Source organism: Enterococcus sp. DIV2402 (assembly GCF_017426705.2).
GTDB classification, from domain to species: Bacteria; Bacillota; Bacilli; order Lactobacillales; family Enterococcaceae; genus Enterococcus_F; species Enterococcus_F lowellii.
On the sequence record NZ_CP147251.1, the window covers coordinates 1,818,356 to 1,836,080 of the forward strand.

Annotated in this window: 19 protein-coding genes; 16 read left to right on the forward strand and 3 right to left on the reverse strand. The window is 33.8% G+C overall.

Annotation, left to right across the window (positions count from 1 at the left end):
- Window positions 1–15: 15 nt before the first annotated feature.
- From DOK78_RS08790 to DOK78_RS08830, 9 genes are all read left to right on the forward strand, one after another.
- A complete protein-coding gene (locus DOK78_RS08790; RefSeq protein WP_207940706.1) occupies window positions 16–846 on the forward strand; it encodes an ATP-binding cassette domain-containing protein in 831 nt (276 codons plus the stop codon).
- Between the two features lie 79 nt (window positions 847–925).
- Window positions 926–2,023 (forward strand): DUF917 domain-containing protein, encoded by a 1,098-nt coding sequence (locus DOK78_RS08795; protein WP_207940705.1) that lies wholly within the window; start codon window positions 926–928, stop codon window positions 2,021–2,023.
- A gap of 12 nt (window positions 2,024–2,035) precedes the next feature.
- Window positions 2,036–2,710 (forward strand): AroM family protein, encoded by a 675-nt coding sequence (locus tag DOK78_RS08800; protein ID WP_207940704.1) that lies wholly within the window; start codon window positions 2,036–2,038, stop codon window positions 2,708–2,710.
- A 34-nt stretch (window positions 2,711–2,744) separates the two neighbouring features.
- On the forward strand, window positions 2,745–3,677 hold the full coding sequence (locus tag DOK78_RS08805; protein WP_207940703.1) for a DUF1177 domain-containing protein: 933 nt from the start codon (window positions 2,745–2,747) through the stop codon (window positions 3,675–3,677).
- A 242-nt stretch (window positions 3,678–3,919) separates the two neighbouring features.
- The gene (locus tag DOK78_RS08810; RefSeq protein WP_207940702.1) at window positions 3,920–4,408 is read left to right on the forward strand and encodes a hypothetical protein; all 489 of its coding nucleotides are present in this window, start codon (window positions 3,920–3,922) and stop codon (window positions 4,406–4,408) included.
- Between the two features lie 3 nt (window positions 4,409–4,411).
- Window positions 4,412–5,155, forward strand: coding sequence for a helix-turn-helix domain-containing protein (locus tag DOK78_RS08815; protein ID WP_207940701.1), 744 nt, complete (start codon window positions 4,412–4,414; stop codon window positions 5,153–5,155).
- 57 nt (window positions 5,156–5,212) lie between these two features.
- Entirely contained in the window at window positions 5,213–6,151 is a 939-nt protein-coding gene (locus DOK78_RS08820) for a PRD domain-containing protein (RefSeq protein WP_207940700.1), read from the forward strand.
- A gap of 166 nt (window positions 6,152–6,317) precedes the next feature.
- The gene (locus DOK78_RS08825) at window positions 6,318–7,721 is read left to right on the forward strand and encodes a glycoside hydrolase family 1 protein (RefSeq protein ID WP_207940699.1); all 1,404 of its coding nucleotides are present in this window, start codon (window positions 6,318–6,320) and stop codon (window positions 7,719–7,721) included.
- Window positions 7,718–9,532: a beta-glucoside-specific PTS transporter subunit IIABC gene (locus DOK78_RS08830; RefSeq protein WP_207940698.1), complete on the forward strand. Its 1,815-nt coding sequence runs from the start codon at window positions 7,718–7,720 to the stop codon at window positions 9,530–9,532. The genes DOK78_RS08825 and DOK78_RS08830 overlap by 4 nt, the downstream gene beginning before the upstream one ends.
- A gap of 758 nt (window positions 9,533–10,290) precedes the next feature.
- On the opposite strand, the gene DOK78_RS15770 is transcribed toward DOK78_RS08830, so the two are convergent.
- Entirely contained in the window at window positions 10,291–10,656 is a 366-nt protein-coding gene (locus tag DOK78_RS15770; protein WP_422389694.1) for a DUF3592 domain-containing protein, read from the reverse strand.
- A complete protein-coding gene (locus tag DOK78_RS08835) occupies window positions 10,629–10,829 on the reverse strand; it encodes a hypothetical protein (protein ID WP_339076092.1) in 201 nt (66 codons plus the stop codon). Before DOK78_RS08835 ends, DOK78_RS15770 begins: the two co-directional genes overlap by 28 nt.
- Before the next feature lie 388 nt (window positions 10,830–11,217).
- Between DOK78_RS08835 and DOK78_RS08840 the strand changes: the two genes are divergently transcribed.
- From DOK78_RS08840 to DOK78_RS08870, 7 genes are all read left to right on the forward strand, one after another.
- Window positions 11,218–13,122 (forward strand): BglG family transcription antiterminator, encoded by a 1,905-nt coding sequence (locus DOK78_RS08840; protein ID WP_207940696.1) that lies wholly within the window; start codon window positions 11,218–11,220, stop codon window positions 13,120–13,122.
- Between the two features lie 10 nt (window positions 13,123–13,132).
- The gene (locus tag DOK78_RS08845; RefSeq protein WP_207940695.1) at window positions 13,133–13,453 is read left to right on the forward strand and encodes a PTS lactose/cellobiose transporter subunit IIA; all 321 of its coding nucleotides are present in this window, start codon (window positions 13,133–13,135) and stop codon (window positions 13,451–13,453) included.
- A gap of 1 nt (window position 13,454) precedes the next feature.
- Complete coding sequence (locus DOK78_RS08850; protein WP_207940694.1) at window positions 13,455–13,763, forward strand: PTS sugar transporter subunit IIB; 309 nt, start codon at window positions 13,455–13,457, stop codon at window positions 13,761–13,763.
- Window positions 13,764–13,765: 2 nt separating this feature from the next.
- The gene (locus tag DOK78_RS08855; RefSeq protein ID WP_207940693.1) at window positions 13,766–15,040 is read left to right on the forward strand and encodes a PTS sugar transporter subunit IIC; all 1,275 of its coding nucleotides are present in this window, start codon (window positions 13,766–13,768) and stop codon (window positions 15,038–15,040) included.
- Window positions 15,041–15,057: 17 nt separating this feature from the next.
- Window positions 15,058–15,879 (forward strand): tyrosine-protein phosphatase, encoded by an 822-nt coding sequence (locus DOK78_RS08860; protein WP_207940692.1) that lies wholly within the window; start codon window positions 15,058–15,060, stop codon window positions 15,877–15,879.
- A 297-nt stretch (window positions 15,880–16,176) separates the two neighbouring features.
- Window positions 16,177–16,764: a DUF1349 domain-containing protein gene (locus DOK78_RS08865; protein ID WP_207940691.1), complete on the forward strand. Its 588-nt coding sequence runs from the start codon at window positions 16,177–16,179 to the stop codon at window positions 16,762–16,764.
- Between the two features lie 71 nt (window positions 16,765–16,835).
- Window positions 16,836–17,213: a VOC family protein gene (locus tag DOK78_RS08870; RefSeq protein ID WP_207940690.1), complete on the forward strand. Its 378-nt coding sequence runs from the start codon at window positions 16,836–16,838 to the stop codon at window positions 17,211–17,213.
- A 47-nt stretch (window positions 17,214–17,260) separates the two neighbouring features.
- On the opposite strand, the gene DOK78_RS08875 is transcribed toward DOK78_RS08870, so the two are convergent.
- Window positions 17,261–17,644, reverse strand: a complete 384-nt coding sequence (locus DOK78_RS08875; RefSeq protein WP_207940689.1) for a RidA family protein — start codon at window positions 17,642–17,644, stop codon at window positions 17,261–17,263.
- Between the last annotated feature and the right edge of the window lie 81 nt (window positions 17,645–17,725).

The window sequence follows — 17,725 nt, forward strand, 5'->3', positions numbered from 1 at the left end:
AAAGGAGACAAGCTAGTGGATAATCAACCAATTTTAGAAGTTCAAGGATTGAAAAAAGAATTTATCGTCAAAACGAAAAATCGTGGAGAAAAGAAAATCGTTCATGCTGTGAATGATATCTCTTTTACGATGAAACGTGGTTCTACATTGGCGGTGGTAGGTGAATCAGGAAGCGGAAAAACGACATTAGCAAAAATGATTATGCGTTTTGAGAGCATTACGGCTGGAAAAATTCTTTTCAATGGAACCGATATTAGCCAAATTAAAGGAAAAGAGGCTATTAAAGCTTTTCATAAACAAATACAAATGGTTCATCAGGATCCCACATCTTCTTTAAATCCAAGTAAGACTATTCGCCAAATTATCGAAGAACCTTTACTTGTGCATAAATATGGAGATGCAAAGCAGCGATTAGAGAAAGTCAGAGAATTGATTCAAGTGGTAGAATTACCCTTGGACTTTTTAGATCGCTATCCTCATATGTTAAGCGGAGGTCAAAAACAACGGGTGGGAATTGCGCGAGCGATAGCTTTAGATTCTGAATTGATTATTTTAGACGAACCCACATCTGCACTGGATGTTTCTGTGCAAGCAAAGATTATTCGTTTGCTAGAAGAATTACAGGAAAAATATCAGCTTTCGTATTTATTCATCACTCATGACTTAGCCTTGGTGAAAAACTTTTCTGATGATGTCATTGTCATGCAATTAGGAAACCTAGTTGAGCAAGGCAATGTGGAAGAAATTTTTTACCACGCCCAAGAAACCTATACGAAAAAATTATTAAAATCAATTCCTGTAGTTGAACCAGCGGAACAAGAATATTTAGATAGTATTGTGATTTAAGATCGTTTGGCTAAATCGATTAAGGAGTTAATCGATTGAAAAATGAACTACCATAACACAAAGTAAGTAGGAGGTTGACATGGTTTTAAAAATAGATGAATCAAAAATTGAAGCACTTGCCATTGGTGGTCTGATTTTAGGTGGTGGCGGTGGTGGTGGTATGGCCCACGGAATTGAAAACGCACAAAGTTCTTTAGCGGATGGGCATACACCAGAAGTGATTGCAGTGGAAGACTTACCAGAAAATGCCACAGTGTTGACAATTTCCGCTGTAGGAGCTCCTTCTGCAACTGAACAATATGTCGTTGTAGAAAATTATGTAGAAATCGTCGACCTTTTAGAAAAAAATTATGGCCTTAAAGTGGATGCTTTAATTACCAATGAAATGGGTGGCGGTTCTAGTTTTAACGCTTTTATCCCAGCCGCTTTGAAAGGAATACCAATGGTGGATGCCTCTTGCAATGGACGAGCACATCCATTGGGAACGATGGGGGCGATGGGATTAGCTGAAACACCAGGATATGTGACTCAGCAATCAGCTGTTGGTGGAAATCCGACAACTAATAAAGCAGTCCAATTAGTCACACAAGGTTCAGTTAATGCCACATCAACTTTAGTTCGGCAAGCAGCAGTCGAAGCAGGGGGACTAGTCGTTGTTGCGAGAAATCCTGTTAGTAAAGAATTTATTTTAAAAAATGCTGCGTTGAATACCTTAACGCAATCGTATGAAGTTGGAAATGCTTTTTTACAAGGAACGACACCATTGGAAAAAGTAGAAAATGCCGCTAATTATCTTGGTGGAACTATCGTATGCCAAGGCAAGGTGCAAGATTTTGAACTAACTATGTCTGGTGGTTTAGATATAGGGAAATTCACGGTTCAAGAACAAGAGGATAACTATGTATTGTATATTTGGAACGAATATATGGCATTAGATAAAAATGGCCAACGTACCAGTACATTCCCTGATTTATTGATGTCTTTTGACCAAGCAACAGGCTTACCGATTACTACAGCTGAATTAAAAGCAGAGCAAGAAATTTTTGTCCTGCAAGTGCCTTACCAAAAATTGGCTTTAGGAGCAGGTATGTATGAAGCCTCTGGTTATGAACGGATTGAACAAACCTTAGGCATTGAAATTTTACCCTATGTTCAAGATATCATCCAAAAAGCATAAGGAAGCGATTCGATGAAAAAAATTGTATTTGTCACAATCGGTGAAGCACCACGTTTGGATATTGCTGATTCGTTTGCTACATTTTTTCAAAAGTCTGCAAACGTCAAACAAGATGGATTGTTAAATGGCTTAACTATGACAGGGGCAGAAAATTTATTGTCTCCACAAGGCAATGAAGAAGTCGTTGTTAGCACTTTTTGCAATGGACAGAGTATTCGCATGTCAAAAGAAAAAGTACAAACGCGAATGCAACAAAAAATTGACGATTTGGAAACCCAAGGAGTCGACGTGATTGTCGTATTGTGTACCGCTGAGTTTGAAAAACTAACTACTAAAAAAGCTATTTTAGTTGAACCTGAGCGAATTTTATTACCGTATATTCAGCAAAAATTTGGCAAACAACAACTGGGAGTAATGCTTCCGCTTGCACTTCAAATAGAAGCAGCAGGGAAGAAATGGCAAACCAATCAATTAAATCCGATTTTTGCTGTTGCTTCACCTTATGACTTTTCAGAAGAGACATTTGCAAAGGCAGGAAATTATTTGCAAAAAGCTGGTGCTGAAGCAATTATTCTAGATTGTATGGGCTATAGTCGATACATGAGTGACTTTGTGATTCAGGTAACCGGACTGCCGGTATATCAAAGTAACGAATTACTATTTGAATATGTTCAACATACATTTTAAACCAGGTTGTATTCATACAAAAAGGAGGAGCAACATGTTAAAACAAGTGATGGAAATCATTGATTTATTAGATGATCCTAAAATTACTGGAGAAAAGGCGTTGCAGGCGTTTCAAGGAATTGAAGGAATTACTGCTACTAGCACGACTCTTCAAGGAGCAGAAGGGTCAACGGACTTTGTAAAGATCTTCATTGAAGGTTCCGATGGAAAAAGTACAGGTGGAACCGCTCCAACATTAGGAATTATTGGTCGGTTAGGTGGCATTGCCGCCCATCCAAGCCGAATTGGATTAGTTTCTGATGCCGACGGAGCTATTGGTGCTTTAGCTTCAGCATTAAAATTGACGGACATGTATCAAAAAGGCAATCAAGTAGCCGGTGATATTATCGTGACAACGCATATTTGTCCAGATGCACCAACTCAACCACATGAACCCGTGGATTTTATGGGTTCTCCTGTTGAAATGTCCGATATGAATGAATACGAGATTTTACCAGAAATGGATGCGATTATCTCGATTGATGCAACAAAAGGCAACAACGTGATTAATCATCGTGGTTTTGCTATTTCACCAACGGTTAAAGAAGGCTATATTTTACGGATCTCGGATGATTTACTTCGTTTAATGAGTATGACGACAGGTCAGGCACCTGTTACATTCCCTATTACAATGCAAGACATCACACCTTATGGTAACGATGTGTATCATATCAATAGTATCTTGCAACCAGCCATTGCTACGAATGCACCAGTAGTTGGATTAGCTTTAACAGCTGAATCAGCAGTTCCTGGTTGTGGCACAGGAGCTAATCATGAAATTGATATTGCAGGAGCGGTACGTTTTGTATTGGAAGTAGCCAAAGAATTTACTCAAGGAAAATGTTATTTCTATGACGAAACAGAATTTGCTCGTTTAGAAAAATTATATGGAAAGATGACTATTTTACAAACATTAGGTCAAGAATAGCTAGTCGTCAGTTTTTTTCATTTTGAAAACCATTCAGTTCAGATAAATAACTTTAAAAATTTTGTTTATATACAAGATTTTTAAAGTTATTTTTGTTGTGTTAAAATAAGTCTATTTGATTGAGAGCTTTCTTGCAATTAGTTGTAAAAGAGGATAATCTATTCTTGAAAACGATTTAACACACACATGGAACCATCACAGAATGACTATCATGAACTTAGCTAAAATATAGGAGAAAAAATATGACCTTAAAAGAACAAGTACAGAATCTTAGTGACTCACAAAGGTGCTTACGTCAAGTGCAAAACCAATTAAGTCAGCAGACAGCATTGATGAAAAAAGAAGAGAACCAACTATTTATTTTTGAGCTTCGTGACTATGTAGATAGTTTATCTCTCGTAACAGATTATGTGGAAAAAACAACGCCTAGGTCAGTTGAATCAACCGCAATTTCGGTGTTATTAAGTGAGCAAAATCAATTCATTCGAACACTGATTCATAACATACAACAGTTAGAGGCAGAAGATGGCGATTTTTTTGGTCAAAAAGAAGGCGAACTCCGACGCACCTTGATTGGATTACAGGGGATTTTAGAGTTGAATGAACTGTTACTACAAGATAATTTGATTTTTCAAAAACAGCTCACCGATGCTAGTGCTGAATTAACATCTGTAGCTGAAGAAACAAAGGGCGGTTTTTTTCAACGTTTCTTTGGAAAGAAAGGAGGATGATAGATGTTAACGTATCGTCAACTATTGATTTTGTCTTATATTTCCAGTATAGAAGGTGGCATTCAAGCGTCTTTTTTAATGCAAGCATTACATATTTCGGAAAAAACATTAAAAAAAGAAATCAGAGAAATTAATCAGATTCTTCCGATTAAGGAACAGATTGAATATTCAGCTAGAAGAGGTTATTGGCTTTCGCTCGTTAGTTCAGAAACCCAAGAATTAATTGAAGCGTCTTTTCAAAATAATTTAGAAGAATACATCGATAAAGACCGAACGAATCAAATTTTGATGATTTTATTGTATGAAAAAGATTATATCAGCATGGAAACGTTGGCGAATCGCTTGTTTCTTTCAAAATCAATGTTAAATCGACATATGGATAAATCATGGCGTTTGCGAAAATATATTGAAGTATCACCAGTCAAAGGGTTAAAAATTCCGTGGAGTGAACGACAAAAAAGAAACTTTTTAGCGAAATATTTCTTTTTAAATACAAGTACGTTACCCTTATTAAATGAAAAAATCGATTTGGAAAAGCTTATGCAAAAGTTGTATTATATTTTGCAAACATTAATGGTAGAACATCATTATTATGTATCGGGCTTAGCTTTTACGACGTTTTATCACTATTTATTGATTACGATTATTCGTCAACAGCAAGGTTTTACGTTAGAAGATGAAGCAAGTCCCTTACCTGTGTCCAATCTGATGAATGAAATCGCACTTACCATCCAAAAAGAGTTATAAGTTGTTTTAACAGAAGCGGATTTATGGAGTTGTCAAAGTAAATTAAATGAATTGAATGTGTTAGATACTGACCGAGAAGTTGTTTACAACGAGCAATTGAAGCAGCAACTTCAACGTTTCTGTCAAACACTATTAGACGAGTTTGGTATTCGAGTGGAGATGAGTGAGAAACAAGAAGAAAGCTTTGTTTTACACATGCACAAATTGAAAATTCGAAAAGAGAATGATAATGACGTGGCTAATTTTGAAAAACGAATGATTAACACGAGTTATCCGCTCACTGCGCAGTTAATTCGTGATTACTTTTTACCAATCTTTCAATTAGATATACCAGAGTCTGAAATTTCTTACATTATTCCATATTTTGCCGGCTTTATAGAAGAAAAACCTGAGGAACAAGACATCTTATATATAAGTGATAGTACCCCAAGTTTAATTCATGATAGCTTGCGAAAATTGGAACAGTTGCCCTTAGATGTTAAGATATCATGGAAGGTGTATCCACAATATTATTATGAAGCGCATAAATCAGAATTACAAAAAGATGTGCTGATGGTATTGACTACAGAATTACCGATTGTTGTCAAAAATTCTAAAGCGTTATTGCTTTCAAAAATACTTGTCGATACTGATTTAGAATTGGTAAAGCTTTATTTATCAGGATGTTTAAATAAAGAACGACAAAGAAGATTAGCAGCAAACGAAAAAAAATACCTTTTACCGATTACCCAAGTGACAGAAAAGAAAGCGTTGTTTGAGATTCTTCAAAAAGAAGAACTGGGTAATTATCACGTGTATGATTTAGTTATGGATAAAAATGTCGGCTATTTTGCGGCATTTACTCAAAAAAGTAGCATTCATGTCTATACATTGACCCATCCTGTTTTTTACAAAGATCATTTTTTGAAAAAAATTGTTGTGGCGAATTATTGTGTCCAAGATAAAAATTTACATTCTTTTTTTGAAGTCGTACGTCCACTTTTACTTGAAGCGTAGCCGTTCACTCTTTTTCCATTTTTTTTGGAAAAAGAGTGAATGGTTCTTTTTTTTGTCGTGCTTTATTATACATATAAAGAAACTGTTTTCATTTGGAAAATCAATCAGATGGATAGTTAGAGGTAGTCGTTGAAAACTACTTTAATAAAAAGCAGGAGGAATACAAATGTATCATAAGCGAATCAAACAATTTCCAGAGGACTTCTTATTTGGTGCAGCCACATCTGCTTTTCAAGTAGAAGGAGCAGCTGATATAGACGGTCGCGGAGTAGCGGTTCATGATTTACAACCTAAAAAAGAAGGCATTACTGATTTCTCAGTTGCCAGCGATCATTACCATCATTACAAAGAAGATATTGCCCTAATGAAAGAATTAGGATTAAAAGCATATCGTCTTTCTCTTTCATGGGTTAGAATCATGCCTGATGGAAAAAATGTTAATCCAAAAGGAATCGAATTTTATGATCGATTACTTCAAGAAGTTGTGGATAATGACATGGAACCAATTGTCACAATTTATCACTTTGAATACCCACAAGCGTTAGTAGATGCTTACGGTGGTTGGTCTTCAAGAGAAGCGATTGAAGATTTTGAAAAATTTGCGGCGGTTTTATTTGAGAATTTCGGCGATCGAGTGAACTATTGGTTAACTATTAACGAACAAGATCACTTGTTAAAAATTCCAAGTCGCCTAGGTTTTCCAGAAGAGATAGATGGCAAAGAATATTTAAAACTAGCTGAGCAAGTCAACTACAATATGTGTGTCGCAACAGCACGAGTGATTAAACTTTGTCACGAAGTTTTACCGCATGCACAGATCGGTCCAGTTATCAATCCAATGTATGGTATCCCAAATAGCAATAAACCAGAAGATGTGATTGCAACTATGGAATTTAATGAATTGTCTACTTTCTACATTACTGAATTACACTGTCGTGGACGTTTTTCTCCAATTCATTGGAAATATATGGAAGATCGCGATGTAGTACCAGAAATTTTTGAAGAAGATTTAGAATTGATGAAAGCGAATAAACCAGATTTTCTAGGTATGAATTATTACTTAAATCAAACAGTAGCAGCAAGTCAACAAGATGCAATTGCGTACCATGAAAAATCTGTTTTTATCGTAGAAGAACCAGGTGTTTACACAGTAACAGATAATCCGAATATTGTTCAAACAGACTGGGGCTGGAATATTTGTCCAGAAGGAATGAAATTGGCAATTATGGATTTTTATAATCGTTATCAATTACCAGTGTTAATTACAGAAAATGGGCTAGGTGCACATGATGAATTGAAGGATGAACAAGTGGAAGATGATTATCGCATTGAGTACATTCATAATCATTTAGCACAAATTAAAGATTGTATTGGTTTAGGATATCCTGTAATTGGTTATTGTGCATGGTCATTTATTGATTTGGTAAGTGGTCGTGAAGGAATGGATAAACGATATGGATTTATTTATGTGAATCGTGATAATGACGATTTAAAAGATATGCGTAGAATTAAAAAGAAAAGTTTTTATTGGTATCAAACGATTATTGAAGAGAGAGGCGAATCACTGTGAATAATCAAGACCTAGCAAAAGAAATATTAAAACTCATCGGTGGCAAAGAGAATGTAAGTACAGCCACCCATTGTGCTACACGTTTAAGAGTTAACTTGAAAAATGATAAGAAAGCTGACTTAACAGCATTGGATAAACTACCGGATGTGATTCGTGCTCAATTTAGTAGTGGACAATTACAAGTTGTTTTAGGTGGCAAAGTGGCGGCAGTGTACAAAGAATTTCAAGAAATGCTACCAGAAAACGGTGGTGACAGCGAAGAACCAACTGAAAAGAAAAAATTATCATTTGGCCTACTGATTGAAACAATTGCGGGAATTTTTAGTCCAACCTTACCAATCTTGATTGGTTGTGGTATGGTTCAATCTGTCAATGCTATTTTAACTAGTTTTCAATTAGTTTCACCAGACTCAGATATCGTTAAATTGTTGCAAATGACTGGTGATTTAATTTTCTACTTCTTACCATTCTTCCTAGCGGTAAGTGCGGCTAAAAAATTCAAAACAAATGAATATATGGCTATTGCGTTAGCAGCTGCATATATGTACCCAACCATTCAAAATGGTGCGTTACAAGCAGCAGAAACTGGAATTCGTGCGTTAGATTTCTTTGGGTTACCATTGTTGTTCGTTAATTATAAATCAACAGTTTTCCCAATCATTATTGCTGTATGGATTATGAGTTATATTAGTAGATGGATTGAAAAAGCTATCCCAGATATGTTGAAAATTTTATTAGTACCACTTTTGACATTATTAATCATGGTTCCATTACAATTAGGTGCTTTAGGTCCAATTGGTTCTTATTTAGGTATTTATATTGCGCAAGGTGTGAATTGGTTATATAACACCGGTGGATTCGTTGGAGCCTTCTTACTTGGAGCAATGCGTCCTGTACTGGTTATGTTTGGGATGCACTATGCAATTACGCCAATCATGGTACAAGAAGTTGCAGAGACTGGAAAAACAGTCATCATTCCAGCTTTATTAGCAGGAAACCTAGCCCAAGCAGGTGCAGCATTTGCGGTTGCTTTCAAATTGAAAAACAAAGTAGAAAAAACGGGTGCATTCACAGCTGCAACTACAGCATTTTTAGGAATTACAGAACCGGCAATGTATGGATATAATTTAAAATATAAAAAACCTTTTTATGCAGCCTTACTTTCTGCTGGGGTTGCGGCAGCATACATGAGTATTTTCAAAGCGTATAGCAATGCGGTTGCACTTCCAGGAATTTTAGCAGTATCTACTTACACGGCAACAAGCTTCATTCACATTATCATTGGCGTAGTCATTGCTGTCGTAGGTGCATTTGTTTTAACAATGATCTTAGGAATTGGAAACCAAGAAGAAGTTGTAGCTACTGAAACAGCAACTACTGTAGATACAAACAATGATGTAGTGGCTACAGAAGTTCAAGAAATTTATGTACCAATTCCAGGATCGCGTATTGATTTAAGCGAAGTACCAGATGAAATGTTTTCCCAAAAATTATTAGGTGATGGTTTTGCCGTTCGTCCAACAGAAGGAAAAGTTTATGCACCATTTGATGGAACAGTGGAAATGATTTTTGATACGTATCATGCAATTGGCTTGAAATCAACGACAGGTACTGAATTATTGATTCATATTGGTATTGATACGGTTAATTTAAAAGGTGAAGGATTTACACCCAAAGTCAAAGCAGGCGATCCAATCAAAACAGGTGATTTATTAATGGAATTTGATATTAATAAAATCATAGACAGTGGTTATACAATTGAAACCCCTGTTATTGTAACCAATGGCATGGCATTTACCGTAAAAGACTAATAAGAAAAAGCTTATTTCCCAAGATAGAGGAAATAAGCTTTTTTATAATACTGATAATTTAATTTTTTGTGACAACCACCACAACATTTTGGATACCTTCTTCATCATTGGGAGAGAGGTGATGAAGAAGCTTGTTACCATTAGATTCACGTTCATCGTTGATTACTTTTCGATCATCTTCTAATTCTAAAGTGGCTATTCAATCTTCGAAAAACTGTTTCATCTCTTCGTAAAAAGTTGTTGTATGATAAAGCAATTTATTTGGAGTGGTTAAAGTTCTACTATTAAGAAGAGTTCTTCTAAATCATCGTCAGATGCACTACTAAAAGTTGAACTGTTTTCGCTTTCTACTATTTATTTAGAGCAACGTCTACTTTTGTATGCGAATAATTACAAAGAATTCTATATTTGGGAGACTGTATTTACACCAAATAAATTGAGTAAAGAATTAGAAAAAGTCATATTTTCATCAATTGAAGTATACGTAGATATATGTGGAGAAAAATGGAAAATTCAGCGATAGCTTGTTTTGTTGTGAAGAAATAATTAGTTATTCGATTCCGTATAAAACAATGCAGTCACTGGCTCATAAAATTATTGATGAATTAGAACGTATTTAAGAATAAGAATTGTATAATATAATATTAAACAATCCGCACGATAGCGGGTGAGGATCGCTAATTCTGGTGAATTGGCGACATCAGCTCACTCTATCGTGCGGATTGTTTTGTTTAGATTTGATTTATGTGAATGTTTTTTTAGTAATTTTTATTCCAATCATCTTTTATTTGTTGCCGTTTTTGTTTCACTCTTTTTTTATAGTAGTCTTTATCAATAACTGCTTTTATTGGTTTTTTCGGAGAGTAGAAGATTTTAAGGCTGGTTCCAACTTTCCAACCTAAGAGACTAGCAAATTGTGATTCAGATCGACCAGTTGTGTAAGTAGGCGTATAGCGATTTCCTTGCTTGTCGTGATATTCTAGCTTGTATTGTTTTTGACGAAACCCACCATAACCGCCTTCAGTCGTATTGTAACTAACATTGGTGAGCCGTTCTTTTCTAATAATAGCCGTTGTAGAAATGTATTTTTTTCTGATTAAAAGAAAAACGTTTCTTTGATAGATAAAACATCAGTAATAATGAGTAAAGCAAAAATAAAACCAATTGTCCAAACGATAAAATATGTCACCAAGAACTCACTTTGTTTTGCTTCTTCTAAAAGATTGTAATTGATCAATATTGAAGGAATAAGCGAAGTCACCACAGAGATTGCTAGCGTAATTAGTGTTTTTTTCATAATCTATCCTTTCTAACTGAATTGTTTCATTATTCCTTATTGTAAATCATCCCTTTATTCTTATAGTACAGGAGTTTTTTGTGAATACAAGTATTTAGCAGTTTGCATAAAACCGTTTCTAGAAAGAATTTATAAATTAACTTATACATACAATTTATGTAATCATTAAGAATAAATAGAATTATTAGGATTTTTAGTTTTGTCTGGTTACAGTTTTCTTATACTAGAACTTTTTTATGCTAGTTCTATTTTTTATCTTTTATCTTTAGAAATAAGAAATGACATAGTAACATTCTTACAATAGTATAAATAAAAGAAAAAAAGTTACTTTTTTTCATCTTTTCAGATAGGTTATTGAATGAAATAATAAATGTAGGTGATTAATATCATGAATATAGAATTATTAAAAGCACTTCAGTCAGGTAACATAACTTCCATGGAACAGCTGAAAGAAATACTTCTCTTTTCAGAAAGTAAAATTCGAGAATTGTTAAAAGAGTTAAGAAAAGATGGAGAAAAAAATGGTTTTTCGATTGTGACAGTCAGTAAACGAGGGTATTTTCTACAAGTTTCTAATGAGGAGGTGTTCGAAAAATATATAGTAGATCAAACAAATAATTTTCAACAGAATATGAATCGAAAGAATTATCGAATTTCATTAATATTGTTTTTGTTATTACAAAATACTGGTTATATTTCACTCGATCAAATTGCTGAAATTATTGATGTTAGCAGATCAACAGTTATTAATGATATGGAAGATGTTCGTAAACAACTGAATCAACACCATCTTGAATTAGATTCCAAAGTTCATTATGGAACGAAAGTCATAGGGAATGAAAAAGACATTAGACAATTACTATCGAAAATTAGCGGAGAAATTGTAGCAAGTGAATTTTTACCTTTGGAGTTTTTTGATTTCATAAAAGAATTGGACTTTACAGCAGAAACAGATTATTTCGTCACTCTATTAAATGACTATCATATTGTTATGTCAAATAATGCTATTGAATCCATATTATTTCATATAAAAATATTAGTTTATCGAGTTATGCAAGGAAACTATCTTAATGAAATTGAAATTAATCGAAGTATGATTGATGAAAGTTTATATACTATTACGAAAAAAATAATTTCATTTATTGAAAAAAAGTATGATATTACTATTTCAGATGAAGAAATCGATTTAGTTGCCTCGCAAATATTTGGAAAGGCTAGTTCTGAGAATGTACCAAGTAAACAAAAATTAGAGTTAGAAACATCGATTAAAGAAGTACTTAATAAAATAGATCAAGATTTTGCGACTACATTCAGTCAAGATGAAAGCTTACTTGATAATTTATTGTTACACATTGCGCCATTGATTATGCGTGTTTCTTATGGATTAACATTATCTGATCCATTAGTTGGATTTGTATCGATTCAATATATGAGCGCATTTTTAATAGCACTTCGATTTATTGACTATTATGATGAATTGAAAAATTATGAATTATCACGAGATGAAATTGGATATTTGGCATTACATTTTGCTACTCATATTGAAAAAGAAAACCAAGAAAAATTACAAAGTATTAAAACAATTGCGTTTATTGTTGATCATATGAGAGGTTCGACAACTCTTGCAAAGACAAAACTTCACTATATGTTTCCATATGCAAATATCGTAGTTGTTCCTTTTGCGGCAATTAACAAGCATTCGTGGGAGGATGTGGAACTTGTTATATCTACACGCCCATTGAATCAAATTAGCTATAAAAATAAACTGATTTTAATAAATGAATCCTTAACCGATAAAGAGCTAAAAAAACTTAAAGATAAAGTATTATTTGGGGATCTTGACTATACTGCAAAAACACTTACTGTTAAAAATTTATTTTATAAGGAATTGTTTCTTGTTAAAGAAGATGGGGAGTATTTGAATCTTATTCAAGAAATGTGTGAAAAAATGGTTTTGAAAGGTTATGCAAAAGAAGGATTTACAAATTCTGTCATTGAAAGAGAAATGCGGTTTTCCACTATTTATGAAAATGGAATAGCTGCGCCTCATAGTTTAACGCAAATGGCAAATATAGATAGTATAGGTGTTATTTTATTAAAGAATAGTATTTATCATTTAGGTAAAGATGTGCGCTGTATTTTTGTGTTAAATGTACAAAAAGGTCATTTATTATTACATCAAGAAATAAGTGATTTTATTGTTCGAATAATGAAAGATATAAATAAAGTGAAATTACTACAATTATCTGAAACATACCCAAACTTTAAGGCGTTTATAAAAGACTATATATAAGGAGAAAATAATGGAACAAGAAATTATGAATATCATTTTAAACGCAGGTGATGCCAAAGCAAAATGTTTAGTTGCCCTAAGAACTGCAAGGAAAGGAGATTTTGAAAAAGCAGAGGAACAATTAAAGGCAGCTTCTGAATCTATGATATTGGCACATAAAGTGCAAACTGACCTGATTCAAGCAGAAGTACGAGGAGAGAAACAAGAATTGTCGTTATTAATGATTCATGCTCAGGATCATTTAATGACTGCAATGACAATTAAAGACATGGTATTAGAAATGATCGAATACGCAAAAGATTTAAACAAATTGAAAAAGGAGCTTAAATAAAATGGTAAAAAAAATATTATTGGCATGTTCTGGAGGATTTTCAACCAGTATGCTTGTGCAAAAAATGGTTGAAGCAGCTGAAAAGAAAAATATGGATATTGAAATTATAGCTGTTGCCGAGGAGAATATTGAGAATCATTTGGACTCAGATGTCCTATTATTAGGTCCTCAAATTGGACATAAATTAGAAGATTTAACTAAGGAACTAGAATTTCCTGTATTTGTAATTAATATGGCAGATTATGGATTGATGAATGGAGAAAAAGTGCTAAAAGAAACATTAGAAAAAGTTAACATAGGAGGGATATAGTTATGAGTGGGAGTTTTGCAGAAAATCTAAATAAAGGAGTAACAAAATTCTCAAGTAACATTATTGTAAAAACAATTGCAGCTGGTATGGCAAGGCTTTTACCAGTCACAATGATTGGATCACTTGCGACGTTGCTAATTAGTTTTCCATTTGAACCATGGACAGAATTTATTACTAATACTGGTTTAATTAACATTTTTAGTGTAGGGTCTCAAATGACTAATGACATCATCTCGATTTATCTAGTGGTTGTATTAGCTTACGATATGTCAAGATTAATAAAGTCAAATCAGATTAATTCGATATTAGTAGCCATTGTATCATTTTTTGTAGTGACACCAATGACACCAGCTTTAGTCGGCGAATCTACTATAAATGTATTTACCACTACTTACTTGGGTTCGAGAGGAATGTTTGTAGGAATTGTAATTTCGCTACTTGCGACGTATCTTTTCTATATTATTTCTGAAAAAGGACTTAAAATTAAAATGCCATCAGCAGTCCCACCAGCAATTTCTGCTTCATTTGAAGCGCTGATTCCAGCTGTTGGAACAGTTACTCTATTTGTTATTTTAAATGTCTTAGTTGGTATGACACAATGGGTAGATGTACACACAATGATTTATGCACTTTTACAGGCACCGTTAGAAGGGCTTGGGGGATCTATCTGGACTATGGTATTTTTGGCTTTATTAGGAGAATTTTTTTGGTTTTTTGGAATTCATGGAAGCAACGTTACAAGCGCAGTGAACAATACATTATTTATGCCAAGTGCTATTGAAAACGCTTCTAATGTGGCGTCAGGGTTGCCAGCAACAAAAGTTGTTAACTCCTATTTCTTGGAAGCTTTTAAAGGTCCACGACACACAGTATTATCGGTAATGTTATTTTTCTTACCCAAATCAAAACGATTGAAAGCAATTGGAAAAGTTGCTGTGGTTCCTGGTATGTTTGGAATTAGTGAACCTATGAAGTTTGGTATTCCTATGGTATTAAATCCTGTTCTTCTTGTTCCAATGTCACTTGCTCCTGTGGTATCATTATTAATCGCCTATTTTGCAATTAAAATAGGATTTATGAGAATTGTATCTATTGCAGTTCCGTGGACAATGCCTCCTATATTGTCTGGATTTCTTGTAGCAGGCTGGCAAGGTGCTGTTGTTCAAATAATTCAAATGTTTGCTATTTTTACACTATACATTCCGTTCTTTAAATACTTAGACCGGCGTTATGTTTCGGAAGAGGAACTTCAAGAGAACACAGTAAAGGGAAAATAAATAGAGGTGATTGCTTAATGACAAAAATTTTAAATCTAGAAGGAACATTTAATACTCGTGATATAGGAGGGATAAAAAATAAAGAAGGAAAAACTGTAAAATATGGAAAAATGATTCGTTCTGATGCATTAGGTAAGTTAACAGATAGTGATGTTAAATTTCTTGAAGATTATGGTGTCAAGACTGTTGTAGATTTCAGAGGTATTGATGAGGTTATAAAAGCTCCAGATAAAAAAATTGGGGGTGTCCGAGAAATTAATCTTTCTCCAAATGCACCGATTGCAGCTGTTGCCAGTGGTAATATAATTGATGATCAAAAAAAGATCGATGCTTTGTTGAAAGAAGCAGCTACTGAAGACGGTCGTAACTCCCTACGTAAGCGCACGGATGAAATGGCAGAACAAATGAAAGAGCTTGTGAATACAGAATATGCGAACAAGCAATATACACAGTTTTTGAACTTACTAAGCGATGAAAGTAATTTAGGTATATTACATCATTGCAAAGGAGGAAAGGATAGAACAGGTTTTGGAGCAATGATTACATTATTTGCTCTTGATGTAAGTGAAGAAGAAGTTAAAAAGGACTATATGCTGACAAAAAAAATGATGGAATTCAGAAATGAGAAGCGCATGAGTGAATATCGGAAGTATACAGATAATGATACTGTGCTTGAATATTTATCAGGTTTAATGTCGACTAAAGAAATGTATTACGATGCAGCAATCAAGGAAATGAAAAGAATGGCGGGTAGTATTGATGATTATCTAGAGCAATATTTACATTTAACTAGAGAAAAAAAACAAAAAATAAAAGAGAACTTTCTGTCTGAAAATTGAGTGTTTTATCTTATATCCTTAAGTAAGTATCGTTTAAATGGTTTTTATTCGATACTTATTTTTGGATTCCAACAATTTTACTCACAGAAGTAGAGGGTATGTATTAATATTGCTAACATATATATTTTAAGTTGCTTCTTTTTATATTAAAAAACTATTTAAAATGATAAAGAAGCAGTATTTGCATGATTGAAAAACGCCACTAATCTAGTAAGTACGATAACCTTTTTATTCATCATTGATTTTATGAAGAACATCCATTAGAATTACAGTAACTTATAAGAAAGGGGAGGTTATGTGAAGTTTAGTAATGAAAACTTAAGGTGGACCAATCAACCTAAAGAATACGAAATAGCTGATAATCGCATTTCAATTACAACTGAACCGCACACTGATTTTTGGCAACGAACATTTTATGGGTTTCGGAATGATAACGCACCTGCTTTACAACTAGACACTGAGGAAGAATATTTTTCTTTTACTGTAAAAACTCGTTTTAATACCCAAACAAGATTTGATCAATGTGGAATTATCGTCTATCTAGATTCTGATAATTGGTTAAAAGCTTCATCAGAGTACAAAAATAATGAAACGCAACGTTTAGGAAGTGTCGTTACAAACTTAGGTTATTCTGACTGGGCAACGATGGATATTTCTTCAAAAATAGATACAATTTGGTATCGACTTAGTAGAAGAAAAGCCGACTATCGTTTAGATTATTCATTAGATGGTGTGGAATTTAAGCAGATGCGTATTTGTCATTTGCATCAAGGAAAACAAAAAATTTCATTCGGCATCTATGCTTGTAGTCCGGAACAATCATCATTTCAAGCAGTATTTTCAGAATTTGAAATTACAGAGTGCCTTTGGAAGGCGCATGTATAATTTTTTGCGAAGTTTTTAAACTTTATTCATAAAGTTAGCTTTTATTATTTATAGACAAGGAGAGAAGTAGAATGCATATAGAACATGTGGCAATTTGGACAAAGGATTTAGAGAAAATGAAAGAATTTTATATGAATTATTTTAAAGCGCAACCTAGTGAACGTTACCATAATAAGAAAACAGGCTTTCAATCCTATTTTTTAACTTTTGAAACGGGAAGTAGAATAGAATTAACAACGAAAAATTTTCTATCTGATCGGAGCGTAGATACATTAGGATATACCCATATCGCCATTTCAGTTGGTAGTAAGCAGAATGTGGATGATTTTGTTGAACGCTTTTTAGAAGATGGTTATCCATTATTAAATGGACCTCGTACAACTGGAGATGGTTATTATGAAGCTGTTGTTCAAGATCCAGAAGGAAATTTAATTGAATTAACAGTATAAAATAGATGATAACTAAAAGAAGCTGTGACAACAATGAAAATTGTTTGTCACAGCTTCTTTTTAACGATACATTCAATTTCAACATCGGCTTCCAAAGGTAATTCAAGTACAGCTACGCAGGTTCTTGCTGGATAAGGGGCTGTAAATTGCTTTTCATAGACGGCATTCATTTCAGCGAAATATTTCATGCCAGTTAAATAGACATTCACCTTTACGACATCATCTAAACTAACACCAGCTTCTGTCATCACATCTTGTAAATGTGCGAAACACTTGTGAGTTTGGGTGGTAATGTCCAACTTCTTGCCATCATAATCAAGTGCATTATAGGCTGTTTGCCCTGAAAAAAATAAATAGTCTCCAGCATCAACAGCATGCGAATACGGTCCGGATGAAGTTACTTGTTTTCCTGTAATAATTTTTCTAGTCAAAAAAATCCCTCCTTATGAAAACGATTTTACCATAGTTTTGTTTTATATCAAAGGTTATAGAATATTGCTTGTATATGACTA

Excerpts from the sequence above, each read along its gene's own strand:
- DOK78_RS08845 (WP_207940695.1), top strand. The coding sequence starts at position 13,133 with ATGGAACAAGAAATTATGAATATCATTTTAAACGCAGGTGATGCCAAA.
- DOK78_RS08850 (WP_207940694.1), top strand. The coding sequence starts at position 13,455 with ATGGTAAAAAAAATATTATTGGCATGTTCTGGAGGATTTTCAACCAGT.
- DOK78_RS08800 (WP_207940704.1), top strand. The coding sequence starts at position 2,036 with ATGAAAAAAATTGTATTTGTCACAATCGGTGAAGCACCACGTTTGGAT.
- DOK78_RS08805 (WP_207940703.1), top strand. The coding sequence starts at position 2,745 with ATGTTAAAACAAGTGATGGAAATCATTGATTTATTAGATGATCCTAAA.
- DOK78_RS08815 (WP_207940701.1), top strand. The coding sequence starts at position 4,412 with ATGTTAACGTATCGTCAACTATTGATTTTGTCTTATATTTCCAGTATA.
- DOK78_RS08825 (WP_207940699.1), top strand. The coding sequence starts at position 6,318 with ATGTATCATAAGCGAATCAAACAATTTCCAGAGGACTTCTTATTTGGT.
- DOK78_RS08840 (WP_207940696.1), top strand. The coding sequence starts at position 11,218 with ATGAATATAGAATTATTAAAAGCACTTCAGTCAGGTAACATAACTTCC.
- DOK78_RS08795 (WP_207940705.1), top strand. The coding sequence starts at position 926 with ATGGTTTTAAAAATAGATGAATCAAAAATTGAAGCACTTGCCATTGGT.
- DOK78_RS08810 (WP_207940702.1), top strand. The coding sequence starts at position 3,920 with ATGACCTTAAAAGAACAAGTACAGAATCTTAGTGACTCACAAAGGTGC.
- DOK78_RS08835 (WP_339076092.1), bottom strand. The coding sequence starts at position 10,829 with ATGAAAAAAACACTAATTACGCTAGCAATCTCTGTGGTGACTTCGCTT.
- DOK78_RS08870 (WP_207940690.1), top strand. The coding sequence starts at position 16,836 with ATGCATATAGAACATGTGGCAATTTGGACAAAGGATTTAGAGAAAATG.
- DOK78_RS08860 (WP_207940692.1), top strand. The coding sequence starts at position 15,058 with ATGACAAAAATTTTAAATCTAGAAGGAACATTTAATACTCGTGATATA.
- DOK78_RS08855 (WP_207940693.1), top strand. The coding sequence starts at position 13,766 with ATGAGTGGGAGTTTTGCAGAAAATCTAAATAAAGGAGTAACAAAATTC.